The sequence below is a fragment of the Streptomyces uncialis genome (assembly GCF_001905345.1).
Taxonomy (GTDB): domain Bacteria; phylum Actinomycetota; class Actinomycetes; order Streptomycetales; family Streptomycetaceae; genus Streptomyces; species Streptomyces uncialis.
Window position 1 is genome coordinate 634,984 of the sequence record NZ_LFBV01000003.1, and the last position, 16,072, is coordinate 651,055.

A 16,072-nucleotide genomic window follows, 5' to 3' on the forward strand; every position below is an offset into this window, starting at 1 on the left:
CCCGGCGACGGGCGGACGGCACGGCGAGCGGGAGGACGGACGGACATGGGCGGACAGGACGGAGCCGGGGACGGTGGTCTCGGGCCGGAGCAGCAGCGGCTGATCCGGTTGCTGCTGGAGCGGGAGGGCGGCGCCCCGGCGGCGTCCGGCATCCCCCGGCGCGGCGACGACGGTCCGGCCGTGCTGTCGTCGGCGCAGTACCGCATGTGGTTCCACCAGCACGCGCAGCCGGACAGCCCCGCGTACAACCTGGCGGTCGCCGCCGAGCTGACGGGGCCGCTGGACCCGGCGGCGCTGGAGGCCTCGTTCGCGGCGGTCGCGCGGCGGCACGAGGTGCTGCGCACGGTGTACCGGCCGGGGCCGGACGGCACCCCGCTCCAGCATGTCCTGGCGTCGGCGCCACCGCCGTTCTCGGTGGTGGACGTCACCGCGGACGCGCTCGACGCGGCGGCGTCGGCGTACGCGGCGCGGCCCTTCGACCTGGCGGTGGCGACACCGCTGCGGCTGCGGCTGTACCGGCTCGCCCCGGAGCGTCATGTGCTGCTCGTGGTGCTCCATCACATCGCCTGCGACGATCTGAGCTGGGCCCCGCTGTTCGCCGGGGCCGCCGCGGGCTACCGGTCCGCGCTGCGCGGGGAGGCGCCGCCCGCACAGCCGCTGCCGGTGCAGTACGCGGACCACGCGGTCCATGAACAGCGCCGCGAGCACAGCGGTACGGCGTTCTGGCGCGAGCGGCTGACGCCCGTCCCGGTGCCCGCCGCGCCGATGCCGGATCTGCCGCGCCCGGCCCGGCCGGGACCGGCCGGGGCGCGGGTGACGCGTCCGCTGCCGGCCGCGCTGCACAAGGGGCTGGGCGCGCTGGCGAGGGCCGAGGCGGCGACCCCGTTCATGGTGGCGTTCGCCGGATATCTGGTGCTGCTGCACCGGTACACCGGGCAGAGCGATCTCGCGGTGTGCACCCCGGTCGTCGACAGGGAGGACCCCTCGCTGCGGGACCTCGTGGGGAACTTCGGCAACAGTCTGGTGCTGCGGGCGGAGGTGTCCGCCGACGACGACTTCCGGACGGTGCTGCGCCGGGTGAAGGCGGAGTGCCTGGCCGCGTACGCCCATCAGGACGTGCCGTTCGAGCGGGTGGTGGAGGCGGTCCGGCCGCAGCGCAGCGCGGGCCGCCATCCGCTGGCGGACACGATGTTCTCGCGCCGGGTGGCGGGTCTGGGCGCGCTGGAGCTGCCGGGTGTCGAGGTGCGGGAGCGGCAGGTCCACAACGGCACGGCCTGCTTCGACCTGGCGGTGGAGGCCGTCGACGACGGAAGCACCACCGTACTCGGTGCCACGTACCGCACCGAGTTGTACACCGGCACCACCGCCGGGGCGCTGCTCGCGCATCTGGAGACCCTGCTGGCCGGTGCGGTGGCGGACCCGGGGCGGCCCGTCGCGGAGCTGCCGTTCCTGCTCCCCGGGGAGCGGCACAAGGTCCTGGTGGAGTGGAACGACACCGACCGTCCGGAGCTGCTGGCGCCCGCGACCCTGCACGGTCTGGTCGAGGACCAGGTGCGCCGTTCACCGGACGCGCAGGCGCTGGTGGCCGACGGGGTGCGGTGGTCGTACGCGGAGCTGGACGCGGCGGCCGACCGGCTCGCGGCCCGGCTCGGCGCGCTGGGCGCCACGGCCGGGCGGCTGGTCGGTATCCATCTGGAGCGGTCGGCGGATCTGGTGGTGGGGCTGCTCGCGGTGCTCAAGTCGGGTGCGGCGTTCGTCCCGCTGGAGCCGTCGTGGCCGCCGCGCCGGGTCGAGGAGGTGGTGAGGAACGCGTCGCCGGTGGCCGTGCTGTCCCGGGACGCCGACGGCTGGGGTCCGGTGCCCGCGGTGGACCCGTCGGCGGAGCCCGGCGGCTCCGTCCCCCGGGGACCGGCCGCCACCGTCACCGCGGACGATCTGGCGTACGTCATCTACACCTCGGGCTCCACCGGGTCGCCGAAGGGCGCGATGCTGGGGCACCGGGGGATCTGCAACCGGCTGCCGTGGCAGGCGGAGCTGCTGGGGCTGGGGCCGGGTGACGCGGTGCTGCACAAGGCGCCGCTGGGCTTCGACATCTCCGTCAACGAGATCTTCCTGCCGCTCGTCTGCGGGGCGCGGCTCGTGCTGGCGCCGCCCGGCGCGGACAAGGACCCGGACCGGCTGATCGGGCTGATCGCCGACGAGGGCGTCAGCTTCGTCTATGTGACGTCCACGATGCTCGACGCGATGCTGGTCCGGCCGGACACCGGGCGGGCCGCGCGGACGCTGCGTCATGTGTGGTGCGGCGGCGAGGTGCTGACCCCGGAGCTGTTCGACCGGTTCCGGACCCGGCTGCCCGACAGCACGATGTACCACGGCTACGGGCCCGCCGAGACCACCATCGGGGTCAGCTGCGAGGTGTACCGGGGGGCGGACGCCCGGACCGGGATCACCATCGGGCGGCCCAACCCGAATGTGCGGATGTATGTGCTGGCGCCCGGTCAGCGGCCCGTACCGCCCGGTGTCCCGGGGGAGATCCATGTGGGCGGGGTGCAGGTCGCCGAGGGCTATCTCGGTGATCCGCTGCGCACCGCGGACCGGTTCGTGCCCGATCCGTTCGGCGGCGTCCCCGGGGCTCGGCTGTACGCCACCGGGGACCTGGGCCGGTTCCGGCACGACGGGGTGATCGAGTTCCTGGGCCGCGCGGACCATCAGGTGAAGATCCGCGGCTACCGGATCGAGCTGGAAGAGGTGGAGTCGGTGCTCGGCCGCCATCCGGCGGTGCGCCAGGCGGTGGTCCTGGTCCGGGAGGACACCCCGGGCACCCAGCACCTGGCGGCGTACTGCCTGGCGGCACCGGACCGGCCCGCGCCCGGTGAGCAGGAGCTGCGGGTGTGGGCGGCGGAGCGGCTGCCGGAGTACGCGGTGCCGCACTCCGCGCAGGTGCTGGCCGAGTTGCCGCTGATGCCGTCGGGCAAGGCGGACCGGGCGGCGCTCGCCTCGCTGCCCGCGGCGGCCCCGGTCGTCGCGCCGTACGTCCGCCCCCGGGAGGGGCTGGAGCAGGCGGTGGCGGCGGTCTGGGCACGGGTGCTCGGGGTGCCGGAGGTCGGCGCCCGGGACAACTTCTTCGATCTGGGCGGGCATTCGCTGCTGACCCTGCGGGTGCAGGCCGCGCTGGAGGCGGAGCTGGGGCACCGGGTACGGGTGGTGGACCTGTTCTCCCGTCCGACGGTCGCCGATCTGGCGGCGCTGCTCGCCGCGGCCTCCGGTGACAGCGGGTCCGGCGGCGTGGACCGGGCGGTACGGGAACGGGACGAGGAGCTGGCCCGCCGTCGGCGGGCGGCACGGTCAGCGGGGGCCGCACGCCGGACCCGCGCCAGGGAGGGACGGCCGGATGGCTGAGCGGCACGACGACGAGGGGCCCGACCCGCGGTTCAGTGTGGCCGTCATCGGGCTGGCGGGGCGGTTCCCCGGCGCGGACGGCACGGGCGAACTGTGGCGGTCGCTGCTGGCGGGCGACGAGGGGATCACGGTCCTCGACGAGGCGCAGCATCTGGCCGCCGGGGGTGATCCGGCGCTGCTCGACGACCCCTACCATGTGCGGGCCGTCGCGGAGATCGCCGGACTGGACCGGTTCGACGCGGAGTTCTTCGGCTACTCCCCGGCCGAGGCCGCGCTGCTGGACCCGCAGCAGCGGATGTTCCTGGAGGTCGCCCATCACGCGTTCGAGGACAGCGGCTACCCGCCGGGCGGACATCCCGGGGCGGTCGGTGTCTACGCCGGTTCCGGACCGAGCCGGTACTTCACCACGAACCTGGCGCCCTGGTACGCGGGCCGCCCCGGTTCGCTGGACCACACGGCCGCGCTGTCCGCCAACTCGGCGGGCACCCTGCCCACCCGCGTCTCGTACCTGATGGGGCTCACGGGCCCCAGCATCAGCGTGGCGACGGCCTGTTCGACGTCGCTGGTGGCGGTGCACCTCGCCTGCCAGGACCTGCTGGCGCAGCGCTGCGATCTGGCGCTCGCGGGCGGGGTGGCGCTCAATCCGCACGCCCGGCTCGGCTACCGCTACGTCCAGGACGGCCCGTACTCGCCGGACGGCAAGGTCCGCGCCTTCGACCGGCGGGCCGCCGGGATGCTGCAAGGGGACGGCGCGGGGGTCGTGGTGCTCAAGCGGCTCGCGGACGCGCTGGCCGACGGGGACACCGTCCGGGCGGTCGTCCTCGGTTCCGCCGTGAACAACGACGGCGACCGCAAGATCGGGTTCACCGCGCCGAGCACCACCGGGCAGACGGAGGTGATCGTGTCGGCGCTGCTGGAGGCCGGGGTGTCCCCGGCGTCCATCGGGTACGTCGAGGCGCACGGTACGGGCACCCCGGTCGGCGACCCGATCGAACTGACCGCGCTGCACGACGCGTTCGAGCGGGCGGGCGGCCATCCGGGGGGCTGCGCGATCGGGTCGGTGAAGACCAACATCGGTCATCTCGACGCGGCGGCGGGCGTGGCGGGGCTGATCAAGACGGTGCTGGCGCTGGAGCACGGCACGATCCCGCCCACCCTGCACCTGGACGAGCCGACCGAGCTGTTCGACTGGGCGGCGAGTCCCTTCGAGCCCGCGGTGACGGCCCGTCCGTGGCGGGTGCCCGGCCCGCGGCGCGCGGGTGTCAGTTCCTTCGGGATCGGCGGCACCAACGCCCATGTCGTCCTGGAGCAGCCGCCGTCCGCGCCGCCGTCCGCGCCCGGCCGGGAGCACACACTGCTGACGATCTCGGCGCGCACCCCCGCCGCGCTGGACGAGACGGCCCGTCTGCTGGGCGAGCGGCTGACGGCCGGACCGGCGCCGCGGCTCGACGACATCGGCCACACCCTCGCCGCCGGCCGCACCGCGCACCCCTACCGCCGCGCCTTGGTCGTACGGTCCGCGGACGAGGCCGCCGAGCGGCTGCGGGAGACCATCGGGGCCGCCGCGGAACCGGCGCGGCAGCGGCCGGTGGTGCTGCTGCTGCCGGGCGGCGGTGTCCACTACGACGGGATGGGCCGGGGTCTGTACGCGACCGAGCCCGTGTACCGGGAGACGATCGACCGGTGCGCCGGGATCCTGCGGCCGGTGCTGGGCCGGGACATCAGGGACGCGCTCCTGGCGGAGGCCGCCGCCTCCCGGGACGGGGGCGAGCACACCGCCCTGCTCGACGGGACCGCCACCGGTCACCGCGCGGCGTCGTTCCCGGCGCTGGTGGCCACCGAGTACGCGCTGGCCCGGGTGCTGGAACAGCGTTACGGCGTGACCCCGGTGGCCCTGCTCGGGCACAGCCTCGGCGAGTACACGGCCGCCTGCCTGGCCGGGGTGATCGCCCTGGAGGACGTACTGCCGCTGGTCGCGGAGCGGGAGCGGCTGTTCGCCTCGGTCGGCGGGACCAGTCTGAGCGTGCGGCGGGGCGAGGACGCGGTGACGCCGTTCCTCGCGCCGGGCCTCGCGGTGGCCGCGGTCAACGGCCCGGACGCCTGCACGGTCTCCGGGCGGACCGACGCGGTGATCGCGCTGGAGGCCCGGCTGGCCGCCGCCGGGGTGGACCATCACCGGCTGCGGGTGCCGGTGGCCGTGCACTCCCCCGTCCTCGACCCGGTGCTCCCCGAGTTCCGGGACCTGGTGGCGGGCATCCGGCTGAGCAAGCCCCGGGTCCCGTACCTGTCGAACGTCACCGGCACCTGGATCACCGAGGAGGAGGCCACCGACCCCGAGTACTGGGTGCGGCACAGCAGGCGGACCGTGCGGTTCGCGGACGCGCTGCGGACCCTGGGCGACGCGGCCCGGCCGCCGGTGCTGCTGGAGGCCGGTCCGGGCGGCGGGCTCGGCAAGCTCGCCCGGACCGTACTGGGTCCGCGGGTCCCGGTGGTGGCCGCGCTGCGGCACGCCTACGCCGAGCAGGACGACGGGTCGTTCCTGCTGGGCGCGCTGGGCGCGCTGTGGTGCGCGGGCGCCGAGCCGGATCTGCCGGCCCTGTGGCGCGGGACCCGTCCGCGCCGGGTCCCGCTGCCCGGATATCCGTTCGCCCGCTCCCGGTTCTGGATCGACCCGCCGGGCGGGGGCCCGGTCAGCGGCGGCCCGGTGCCGTCGTACACCCCGGCGGACGACGGCTCGCCGTCGGTGGCGGCGGCGGTCGGCACGCGATCCCGGTCCGGTCCGCCGGACGACAGCCCGCTGGGGCGGGTGACCCGGCTCTGGGAGGAGTCGCTGGGCGTCACCGGTATCGCGCCCGACCAGAACTTCTTCGACCTCGGCGGCGACTCGATGCTGCTGATGCGGCTGACCGGGCAGGTACGGGACGCCCTGGGCGTCGACCTGTCGGTACGCCGTCTGTACGTGGGCGACCGGCTCACCGTGGCCGGATTCCTCGCCGAGGCCGCCGAGCACAACCGGACCGGGCCCACCGGGACCGGGCCCGCTGACGCCGGGACGCCCGCCGGAGCGGCTGCCGGTCAGTCGTCCCCCGCCGACTCCCCCACCCTCTCGCCCGCGCCTTCCCCCGACCCTTCAGCAGCAGCAGCAACAGCAGCTCCTCCGAACGGACAGGACGAAGAATGAGCCAGGAAACCCCCGCCCTCCCGCCCCGACTGCGTCTGATCGAGATCATCTCCGCGGGCTGGGTCTCCGCCGCCGTGTCGGCGCTCGCCGAACTGGGCGTCGCCGATCTGCTCGACGAGCCGCGGACCACCGCCGAACTGGCCGAGGGCAGCGGCACGGACCCCGACGCGCTGGAGCGCTTCCTGTACGCCGCCGCCACCGCCGGGGTGGTGCTCGCCCGGCCCGACGGCCGGTTCGCGCTCACCGAGGTCGGCGCCGTGCTGCGCTCCGACCATCCGACGAGCATGCGCGAGATGTGCCGCCTCACCGGGATGGAGGAGTTCGCCCGGACCTGGGCGAACGCGTCCCACACCGCGCGCACCGGCGCGCCCGCCTTCGACGCGGCGTTCGGCCGCTCCCTGTGGTCGCACATGGGGGACGGGGAGAACGCCGAGTTCTCCGGGGTGTTCCACCGGGCGATGGCCGAGTCCGCCGCCGCGCACACCGTCAGCTCGGCCTACGCGTTCCCCGACGACGCGCATGTCGTGGACGTCGGCGGCGGCCGGGGCGCGATGCTCGCCCAGCTGCTGACCGCGCGTCCCGGGCTGACCGGGACGGTGTTCGACCTGCCGGGCGCGGTGACCGGCGCGGCGAAGGTGCTCGCCGACGCGGGGGTCTCCGCCCGGGCCACCGTCACGGCCGGCAGCTTCTTCGACGGGGTTCCCGAGGGCGGCGACGTCTATCTGCTGAGCCGGGTGATCGGCAACTGGAACGACGAGGACTCGGTACGCATCCTGCGGGCCGTGCGCGCGGTGATGCGGCCGACGTCCCGTCTCGTGATCGTCGGCCATATGCCGACCGGCGAGGACCGCACGCACTACGTACGGGCGCTGGACCTGTACATGTTCGTCCTGCTCCAGGCACGGCTGCGTACCCCGGAGCAGTACCGCGAACTCTTCGCGCGGGCCGGGCTTGAGCTGTCCCGCACGGATCTGCGGCCCGACAGCGAGTCCCTGGTCGAGGCCCGGCCGGTCTGATCCCCGGCCCCTGCGCCATGACAGGCCCCGCACATCAGACACCGGTGGAAGGAGCAGCGATGCCGAACAGCACCGTGGCCGAAGGATTCGTTCCCTGGCCGGCCGGCTTCGCCGAGCGGTACCGCGCGGCGGGCCACTGGCGCGGTGTCCCGCTGGGCGGGCTGCTGCGCGAGGCGGCCGGGGCGCACGGCGAGCGGATCGCGGTGGCCGACGAGCACAGCCGCTGGTCGTTCACCGCGCTGGACGACGCGGCCGACCGGACCGCCGCCGGACTGCGCTCGCTCGGTGTCGCGCCGGGCGACCGGGTGGTGGTGCATCTGCCGAACCGGACGGAGTTCGCGGTGCTGTGCTTCGCGCTGTTCCGGCTCGGCGCGCTGCCGGTCCTCGCGCTGCCCGCGCACGGCCGGACCGAGATCCGGTATCTGAGCGAGCTGTCCGGGGCCGTCGCCTATGTGGGTACGGGCGGTGCGCGGGCCCCGGACGGTCCGCCGGTCACCGAGGGGCTGCGCGAGGCGTGTCCCTCGGTGCGGCATCTGGTGACCGTCGGGGAGGCGGGCCCCGGCGAGGTGCCGTTCGGCTCGCTCACCGCGCACGAGCCGCTGGCCGGGCCGGACCCCGACCCCTCGGGGCCCGCGCTGCTGCTGCTGTCCGGCGGTTCCACGGGGCTGCCGAAGCTGATCCCGCGCACCCATGACGACTACGCGTACAACGCGCGCACCATGGCCGCGTGGTGCGGGCTGACGCCCGACGACACATATCTGGCGGTGCTGCCGGTCGGCCACAACTTCCCGCTGGCGTGCCCGGGGCTGCTCGGCGCGGTCGTCGCGGGCAGCCGGACCGTGCTCACGGAGGTCGCGAGTCCGCCGGAGGTCTTCCCGCTGATCGAACGGGAGCGGGTGACCGTGACCGCGCTGGTGCCGCCGCTGGCGGCGCTGTGGACGAAGGCCGCCGCCTGGGTCCCGGCGGATCTGGGCAGTCTGCGGCTGGTACAGGTCGGCGGCGCCCGGCTGCCGGAGGCGACGGCCCGTGCACTGCCCGGCGCGCTGGGCTGCGGGCTGCAACAGGTCTTCGGCATGGCGGAGGGGCTGCTGTGCGCCACCCGTGCCGACGACCCGCCGGAGGTCGTGGCCACGACCCAGGGGCGCCCCGTCTCGCCCGACGACGAGATCCTCGTCGTCGGGGAGGACGGCGCCCCGGTGCCCGACGGGACCACCGGCGAACTGCTCACCCGGGGCCCGTACACGCTGCGCGGCTACTACCGCGCCGAGGCGCACAACGCCGTCGCGTTCACGCCCGACGGCCACTACCGCTCCGGTGATCTGGTGCGGCGCACGGCGGCGGGCGACCTCGTCGTCGAGGGCCGGGTCAAGGAGCAGATCAACCGCGGCGGGGAGAAGGTTTCCCCGGAGGAGGTGGAGACGCATCTCCTGAGCCATCCGGCGGTGGACGCGGTGGTGGTGGTCGGGGTCCCCGACGACGTGCTCGGGGAACGGGTGTGCGCCTGGGTACGGCCCGCCCCCGGCGCCGATCCGGCGGCGCTGACCGCGCCGGTCCTGGCCGACCATCTGCGGGCCGCGGGACTGGCCGCGTTCAAACGGCCCGACCAGGTGGAGACCGCCGGCGGCTGGCCCGTCACCGGGGTCGGCAAGGTCGACCGGCGGGCCCTGACCGCGCGGGGCGCCGAACGGTCCCGCACCACGCACCGACCGCACCAGCCCCCCTCGAAGGCCGAGCGACGGAGTCCCGCATGACATCATCCCCGCGGCTTTACCACACCCTCTCGACACCCGTGCCCGGTGATCCGCTGACGGTCGCCGTCCGCCTCGCGATGCGGGCCGCGGACACCCCCCATGTGCTGTACGAGCGGCACGGGACCTGGTCCGTCGCGGTGGGCGCGGCGGCCGAGCTGACGGTCACCCCGGCCGAGGTGCGGCTGAGCGCGCCGGACGGGGAGCGCACCGCGCCCTGGGAAGGACATCCCGGGCCGGTCGTACGGCAGTTGCTGGCCGGGCTGCCGTTCGAGGACTGGCGCGCCTACGGCACGGCCGCCTTCGAACTGGCCTACGCGGGTACGCCGTCACTGGCCGAACTCCCAGGCGACCAGGTGCTGTTGCGGCTGATCGTCCCGGCGGTGGAGACCCGGATCACGGACGGCACGGCCGTGATCCGGGCCCTGGACCCCGAGGCGGCCGAACGCACGGCGGCGGCCCTCGACCCGACCGCGATCGAGGTCGGCCGTACGGTGCCGGTGGATCTGGCGGGCGAGGACTCCGAGCTGTACCTCAAGGCGGTCTCCAGCGCGGCGCAGGAGATCCGGGAGGGCCGGGACGGCAGCCCCCGCAAGGTGATCCTGTCGCGTTCGGTGCCGGTCCGGGAGCCGGTGGACATCGCCCGCACCTATCTGCTGGGCCGCTCCCGCAACACCCCCGCCCGTTCGTTCCTGCTGGGTCTGGACGGACTGCGGGCCGCCGGGTTCAGTCCGGAGATCGTGCTGGCCGTCGACCCCGGCGGACGGGTGCGGACCCAGCCGCTGGCCGGGACCCGGGCGCTGACCGGGGAGGCGGGCGAGGACGACCGGCTGCGCCGGGAACTGCTCGCGGACCCGAAGGAGTTCTACGAGCACGCGGTGACGGTCCGTACGTCGTTCGGCGAGCTGGCGGACATCTGTGTCCCCGGCTCGGTGGCGGTGCACGACTACATGTCGGTCAAGCCGCGCGGCACGGCGCAGCACCTCGCCTCGGAGCTGGCGGGGACGCTCGCCCCGGGCCGCGACGGCTGGGACGCCCTCGCGTCGCTCTTCCCCGCGGTCACGGTGTCCGGGGTGCCCAAGTCCGCGGCCAACGTCTGCATCCGGCGGCTGGAGCGCGATCCCCGGGGGCTGTACGGCGGCGCGGTGCTCACCGTCGACCAGGACGGCTCGTTCGACGTGGCGCTGGTGCTGCGGTCCGTGTATCAGCGGGGGGAGCGCACCTGGCTGCGGGCGGGGGCCGGGATCGTCGGGCAGTCGCTGCCGGAGCGGGAGTTCACGGAGACCTGCGAGAAGCTGCGCAGTGTGTCCCTGAGCGTGGTGGCGGCCCAGGCACCCGGCGCGGACGCGGCGGCACCGGACCGGGCGGACCGGGACACGGGGCTGAGCGTCGAGCGGATGCGGGCGGACATCGCGGAGGCGCTGCGCTGCCCCGTCGAACTGGTCGATGACGAGCGGTCGTTGATCGCGCAGGGTCTCGACTCGGTGGGCCTGATGACGGTCGCCAGCAAGTGGAGCGCCTTCGGGGTACGGCTGAAGGTGGCGGACCTGGCCCTGGAGCCCACGCTGGCCGCCTGGGGGGAACTGGTACGGGCGCAGCGGGACGGTGGCACGCCACGGTCGGCGGTCTGACCGCCCAGGTGGCGCCGGACGGCCCGACTCGTGCCGAACCGCCCAGGTGGTGCCGATGGCCCGGCGCGGCGATCGCGCCGGGCCATCGGACCGGCCGGACCCGGGAGTGTGCGCAGCCCAGTCGCCACTCCCGTGTCCAGCCCGCTCGGGGTCGGGCCGGCCCCACCCGTACCCGCCCCGGTGATGGTCATCTCGGTGGTGGTGCGGCCTGGTCCGGGACGCCGGGGGCGGTGGCGTCCGTACCGGTGGTGGGTGTAGCCCGGGTGGCCTTGGCGGGGGTGGCCTTGCCGGCGGCGTTCGTACCGGTCGTGGCGGTACCGGTCGTGGCGGTACCGGTCGTGGCGGTACCGGTCGTGGCGGTACCGGTCGTGGCGGTACCGGTCGTGGCGGTACCGGTCGTGGCGGTACCGGTCGTGGCGGTACCGGTCGTGGCGGTACCGGAGGCGTCCGGCGGGGAGGAGGCGGACTCCCCGGTGGGCGGGGTACCAGGTGCCTGGGTCTCGGGCACGCGGGTCTCGGGGGCGTGGGTGTCGCAGGCCGGTTCGTAGGTGGCCGGGGTCGCGGGGACATGGGTGCCGGGTGTCGGGGTCGGGGGGACCGGTTTCGCGCAGATCGGGGTGTCGGAGACCTGGGTGCCGGGGGCGGGGGCGGGGGCGCGGTCGGTCAGGCCGTCGAGCACCAGGTCGAGCTTGCGTCCGAACCAGGCGCGCGGGGAGCAGACGACCGCGTGCTCGATGGGTCCGCGCAGCCGGGGGTCCAGCAGCGGGGTCGCCGCCTCGATCCGGCCGCGGCGGGCGGTGAGCGCGCCGGTGCCGTCGGCCCGGGGGCCCGTGGTGATACGTCCCAGCAGGAAGGTGTCGAGGGCCAGTTCACCGATGACGTCCACCGCGAGGACCGCGTCGATGGGCTGGAATCCGCTCTCCAGCAGCCGCACCGCCATCCGGTCCATCCGGATGGCGAGCGCCGGGGGCGAGGTGGGCTGGACGACGACCGCCTCGGCGAGACCGGGATGCGCGGCGTACACACCCCACAGCCCCCAGGCCCCGGAGGCCAGCCGGGCGCGCCAGCCGTGCCCTTCGGCCTGCTGCGGGACACGGGCGAAGCAGGTTTCGACAGCGGCGGCCACCATCTCGTCACGGTTGGCGAAGTAGCGGTACAGGGTGGACGGCCGGATACCGAGCCGCTGGGCGACCGAGCTGACCGTGACGGTGCCGAAGCCCTGTTCGACGACGGCCGCGAGGACGGAGTCGCGGTCGACCAGAGGGCGCCGCCCCGGGCGGCCCCGGGCCGCTGTCACCGTGTCACCTGCCGGGCGAGCTGCCAGCCCTGGGCGCTGCCGCGCTCCCGCCAGAAGTCGGCGTAGCGCCCGCCGAGGGCCAGCAGTTCCTCATGGGTGCCGCTCTCCGTGATCCGTCCGCCGTCGAGGAAGACGATCCGGTCGGCGCGGACCACGGTCTGGAGCCGGTGTGCGACGACGACCAGGGTGCGGCGTCCGGTGAGGGCGTCGAGGGTGTGCTGGACGGCGGCCTCGTTGGCGGGATCCAGTGACGAGGTCGCCTCGTCGAGGAGCAGCACGGGCGCGTCCTTCAGCAGGGCACGGGCGAGGGAGACCCGCTGGCGTTCGCCGCCGGACAGCGCGGTGCCGCCCTCGCCGACGGGGGTGTCCCAGCCCTGGGGCAGCCGGGCCACGATCTCGTCGACCCCGGCCAGCCGGGCGGCCTCCGCGATCCGCGCGTCGTCGGCGTCGGGCCGGCCGACGGCGATGTTCTCCCGGATGGTCGCGTCGAAGAGGTACACGTCCTGGAAGACCAGGGAGACCTGGGTGCGCAGTTGCTCACCGGTCAGGTCGCGGACGTCGACGCCGCCGAGCAGCACGGCTCCGGTGCCGGTGTCCCAGAAGCGGGCGAGGAGCCTGATGAGGCTGGTCTTGCCGGAGCCGGAGGGTCCGACCACGGCGGTGGTGGTGCGGGCGGGCAGTTCCAGGGTCACCCCGTCGAGGACGGGGACACCGTCGTCGTAGCCGAAGCGGACGTCCCGCAGGGTGACGGAGGAGTCGGCGGGGCCGGGGCCGGGGGTGGTGGGCTCGGGGAGGGGCGCGGTGGACAGGACGGCGTCGATCCGGTCGAGCGCGCCGCTCGCGGCACGCAGGCCGGCGCCGAGTTCGGCCATGCCGGAGACGGGTTCGGCGAACCGTACGACGAGGACCAGGGTGGCGACGAGTTCGGCGATGTCGGCGCCGCCGCGCAGTCCGAGCGCGGCGCCGGTCACGATCACCGAGGCGACGGCGAGCAGGACCACCGCGCTGAAGGCGGTGCGGCCGGGCGCGGTCCGGGCGGTCTGGGCCCGCGCGGCGGCGTCCTGTTCGGTGAGGGAGCGTTCCAGCAGCGCGCGGCCGCGGGCGCCGCCGCCGGTGGTCCGCAGGACGGGCTGGGCGCGGACGTACTCGACGACGCGTTCGTTGGCCGCCGCGGCGGCGGCGTCGACGGCCTCGTCGGCGCGGGCGGTGGCGCCGACGGCCCAGCGGTAGGCGAGGTACATCACGGGGACACCGGCGGCGGTGGCGACGGCGAGCCGCCAGTCGTAGAAGACCATCGCCACGATCACGGTCAGCGGGGTCAGGACGGCGGACAGCAGGGGTTGCAGCAGATGGGCCAGCAGCCCGCGCACCTGCGGTACGCCGCGTGACGCCAACTGTCCGAGCCTGCCGACCTGTTCGCCGGAGAACCAGCCGAGCGGCAGGGTGGACACATGGTCGCCGAGGCGGTGGTAGAGGCGGTGCGAGACGGCCAGCGCGACCTGGAAGCCGATCATCTGCTGGAGGTAGTGGGCGACGGCGGTGGCCAGGGCGACGACGGTGAGGGCGGCGGCCCAGGGCCAGGCGTCGCCGGGATCGTCACCGAGGAGACTGCCGAGCAGGGGGACGACGAGGACGAACGCGGCGCCTTGCAGGACGCTGTAGACGATCAGCGCCACGAACTGCGCGGTCATCGGGCCCCGGCTCTCGGGTCCGGCGACCTGGAAGAGCTTGCGGATCATCGCGCCACCTCGGTCCGTGCGGCGTCGGCCGCGTCGATGTGCTGCCGTTCGGTCGCCCACAGCCGCGCGTACAGGCCGCCGAGGGCGAGGAGTTCGTCATGGGTGCCCTGTTCGGCGATGCGGCCCTCGTCCAGGGCGACGATCCGGTCGGCGGTGGCGACGCTGCCCAGCCGGTGGGCGATGACCAGGACGGTACGTCCGGCGATCATGGTGGACAGGGCCTTCTGGACGGCGGCCTCGGACTCGGGGTCGGCGTGCGCGGTGGCCTCGTCCAGGACGACGACGGGGGTGTCGGCGAGCAGGACCCGGGCGATGGCGAGCCGCTGGGTCTCGCCGCCGGAGAGCCGGGCGTCCTCCCCGATCACCGAGTCGTAGCCGCGCGGGAGTTGCTGGATGCGCTCATGGACGCCGGCCGCGCGGGCCGCGTGCGCGAGGTCGGTGTCGGTGGCGTCGGGTGCGGCGAGACGCAGATTGTCGGCGACGGAGGCGCGCAGGAAACGGGCGTCCTGGAGGACGAAGCCGACGTAGCGGTAGAGGTCGGCGCTCGGGATGTCACGGACATCGGTGCCGCCGATCAGGACCTGGCCCCGCTGGGGGTCCGCGAACCGCAGGGCGAGGGCGGCGAGGGTGGACTTGCCCGCGCCGGAGGGTCCGACGAGCGCGGTGACGGTGCCTTCGGGCAGGACGGCGCTGATGTCCCGCAGCACGGGGGCGGCGCTGTCGTAGCCGAAGGTGACGTCCCTGAACTCGACCTGGTGGCCGTCGGGCCGCAGCGGGGTGGCGGTCTCGGGCAGCGGTTCCACGGCGAGGAGTTCGCCGACGCGTCCGGCGGCGGCGCGCGCGGTGCGCAGGGTGCCGCCCGCGAGGCCCAGGGTGAGGACGGGCGCGGTGAGACCGAGGCCGAGGGTGAGGAACGGCACGAGGTCGATCGGGGCGGTCCAGCCCTGGCCGACGAAGAGGGTTCCGGCGAGGGCGACGACCAGGAGGGTGGTGACCGGTGAGACGACGGCGCCGCTGAGCGACTGGATGCGCAGGATGGGCCGCATCGCGGAGCTGAAGGTCTCCAGGTAGTTGTCGGCGGCGGTGGCGAACCGGGCGTGCGCCCGGTGGGCCTGCCCGAACGCCTTGACCACGGCGATGCCCTGCACGAACTCCACGACGGCGGAGTTCAGCCGGCCCATCGCGGCGCCGATGGCACCCATCCGGGAGCCGGCCGCCCGGGTCGCGGCCCGGTATCCGGCGTAGTAGAGCGGGATGCCGATCAGACAGACCAGGGTCAGCCGCCAGTCGACCGTGGCGAGGCAGAGCGCGGCCGCGACCGGGGCGGCCACGGCGACCGCGAGATCGGGCAGCGCGTGGGCGATCAGATAGTGCATGTCCTCCACGTCGTCCTGGAGGGTGGCCTTCACCTTGCCGCTGCCCTGGCGGCCGATCCAGCCGAGCGGCGCCTTGGAGAGCCGTTCGGCCATGGCCCGGCGCAGCAGGGTCTGGAGGGTGGTGTCGGCGCGGTGCGAGATCGCGACGGCCGCCCCGTTGCACAGGAACTGGACGGCCACCGCGCCCAGGGTGACCGCGACGACGGTCCACACGGTGGCGCGGTCGGGCGCCGCCTCGCTCAGTTCCAGGGCCAGCGGATACACCGCCGCGAAGGGCACCAGGCCCGCCAGCGCGGCCAGCACGGACAGGGCCGTGGCGGTGACGATCCTCGGCCGTACCGGGGCGAGGAGCTCCCCGAGGGTGGCGGGTGGACCGCCAGGCTGATCGGACATCAGGGTGCTCCAGAAGGGCGGGTACGAGCGGTGCGGGGCGATCGCGGTAGGGGGCGGCGGCGCGGGCGGGCCGCCGGACACGGTGCGGGAGGTGGCCGGCCGGTGGTGCGGGCCGGGTGTCGCGCTTCGGTCATGGCGGACCCCTGGGCAGACGGAGGGAAAGCGCCGACCCCGGCGCGGGGGATGGCCCGAGGCCGACGCAGCGTTAGTTTGCAACAGGTCGTCATTAATCGGCAAGGCCCGCCTAACCAGCCATGAAGCGGGAGGGCGCCGCCGAGGTCGGTACGAACAC

The 16,072-nt window shown here is 75.0% G+C and carries 8 protein-coding genes; 5 read left to right on the forward strand and 3 right to left on the reverse strand.

Going from position 1 to position 16,072, the window contains the following annotated elements; translation table 11 throughout:
• Nucleotides 1-45 precede the first annotated feature (45 nt).
• Genes AB852_RS16665 through AB852_RS16685 form a run of 5 tightly spaced genes read left to right on the forward strand, consistent with a single transcriptional unit; the run spans nucleotide 46 to nucleotide 10,975 of the window.
• Nucleotides 46-3,399, forward strand: a complete 3,354-nt coding sequence (locus AB852_RS16665) for a non-ribosomal peptide synthetase (protein ID WP_073788853.1) — start codon at nucleotides 46-48, stop codon at nucleotides 3,397-3,399.
• On the forward strand, nucleotides 3,392-6,580 hold the full coding sequence (locus tag AB852_RS16670; RefSeq protein ID WP_143201243.1) for a type I polyketide synthase: 3,189 nt from the start codon (nucleotides 3,392-3,394) through the stop codon (nucleotides 6,578-6,580). Before AB852_RS16665 ends, AB852_RS16670 begins: the two co-directional genes overlap by 8 nt.
• The gene (locus AB852_RS16675; protein ID WP_073788858.1) at nucleotides 6,577-7,596 is read left to right on the forward strand and encodes a methyltransferase; all 1,020 of its coding nucleotides are present in this window, start codon (nucleotides 6,577-6,579) and stop codon (nucleotides 7,594-7,596) included. Before AB852_RS16670 ends, AB852_RS16675 begins: the two co-directional genes overlap by 4 nt.
• Before the next feature lie 59 nt (nucleotides 7,597-7,655).
• On the forward strand, nucleotides 7,656-9,347 hold the full coding sequence (locus tag AB852_RS16680; RefSeq protein WP_079184669.1) for a (2,3-dihydroxybenzoyl)adenylate synthase: 1,692 nt from the start codon (nucleotides 7,656-7,658) through the stop codon (nucleotides 9,345-9,347).
• Nucleotides 9,344-10,975: a salicylate synthase gene (locus AB852_RS16685; RefSeq protein WP_073788862.1), complete on the forward strand. Its 1,632-nt coding sequence runs from the start codon at nucleotides 9,344-9,346 to the stop codon at nucleotides 10,973-10,975. The genes AB852_RS16680 and AB852_RS16685 overlap by 4 nt, the downstream gene beginning before the upstream one ends.
• 187 nt (nucleotides 10,976-11,162) lie before the next feature.
• On the opposite strand, the gene AB852_RS16690 is transcribed toward AB852_RS16685, so the two are convergent.
• From AB852_RS16690 to AB852_RS41360, 3 genes are read right to left on the reverse strand one after another with little or no spacing between them, the layout of a single operon-like run.
• Nucleotides 11,163-12,272 carry a TetR/AcrR family transcriptional regulator gene (locus AB852_RS16690; RefSeq protein WP_073788864.1) on the reverse strand — a complete coding sequence of 370 codons (1,110 nt, stop codon included), beginning with the start codon at nucleotides 12,270-12,272 and terminating at the stop codon, nucleotides 11,163-11,165.
• Nucleotides 12,269-14,011: an ABC transporter ATP-binding protein gene (locus tag AB852_RS16695; protein ID WP_073788867.1), complete on the reverse strand. Its 1,743-nt coding sequence runs from the start codon at nucleotides 14,009-14,011 to the stop codon at nucleotides 12,269-12,271. Before AB852_RS16695 ends, AB852_RS16690 begins: the two co-directional genes overlap by 4 nt.
• Complete coding sequence (locus AB852_RS41360; RefSeq protein WP_079184670.1) at nucleotides 14,008-15,780, reverse strand: ABC transporter ATP-binding protein; 1,773 nt, start codon at nucleotides 15,778-15,780, stop codon at nucleotides 14,008-14,010. The genes AB852_RS16695 and AB852_RS41360 overlap by 4 nt, the downstream gene beginning before the upstream one ends.
• Between the last annotated feature and the right edge of the window lie 292 nt (nucleotides 15,781-16,072).

Bases quoted from the DNA above. Each gene is read 5' to 3' on its own strand.
- AB852_RS16685 (WP_073788862.1), top strand. From the start codon at position 9,344: ATGACATCATCCCCGCGGCTTTACCACACCCTCTCGACACCCGTGCCC.
- AB852_RS16670 (WP_143201243.1), top strand. From the start codon at position 3,392: ATGGCTGAGCGGCACGACGACGAGGGGCCCGACCCGCGGTTCAGTGTG.
- AB852_RS41360 (WP_079184670.1), bottom strand. From the start codon at position 15,780: ATGTCCGATCAGCCTGGCGGTCCACCCGCCACCCTCGGGGAGCTCCTC.
- AB852_RS16680 (WP_079184669.1), top strand. From the start codon at position 7,656: ATGCCGAACAGCACCGTGGCCGAAGGATTCGTTCCCTGGCCGGCCGGC.
- AB852_RS16665 (WP_073788853.1), top strand. From the start codon at position 46: ATGGGCGGACAGGACGGAGCCGGGGACGGTGGTCTCGGGCCGGAGCAG.
- AB852_RS16675 (WP_073788858.1), top strand. From the start codon at position 6,577: ATGAGCCAGGAAACCCCCGCCCTCCCGCCCCGACTGCGTCTGATCGAG.
- AB852_RS16695 (WP_073788867.1), bottom strand. From the start codon at position 14,011: ATGATCCGCAAGCTCTTCCAGGTCGCCGGACCCGAGAGCCGGGGCCCG.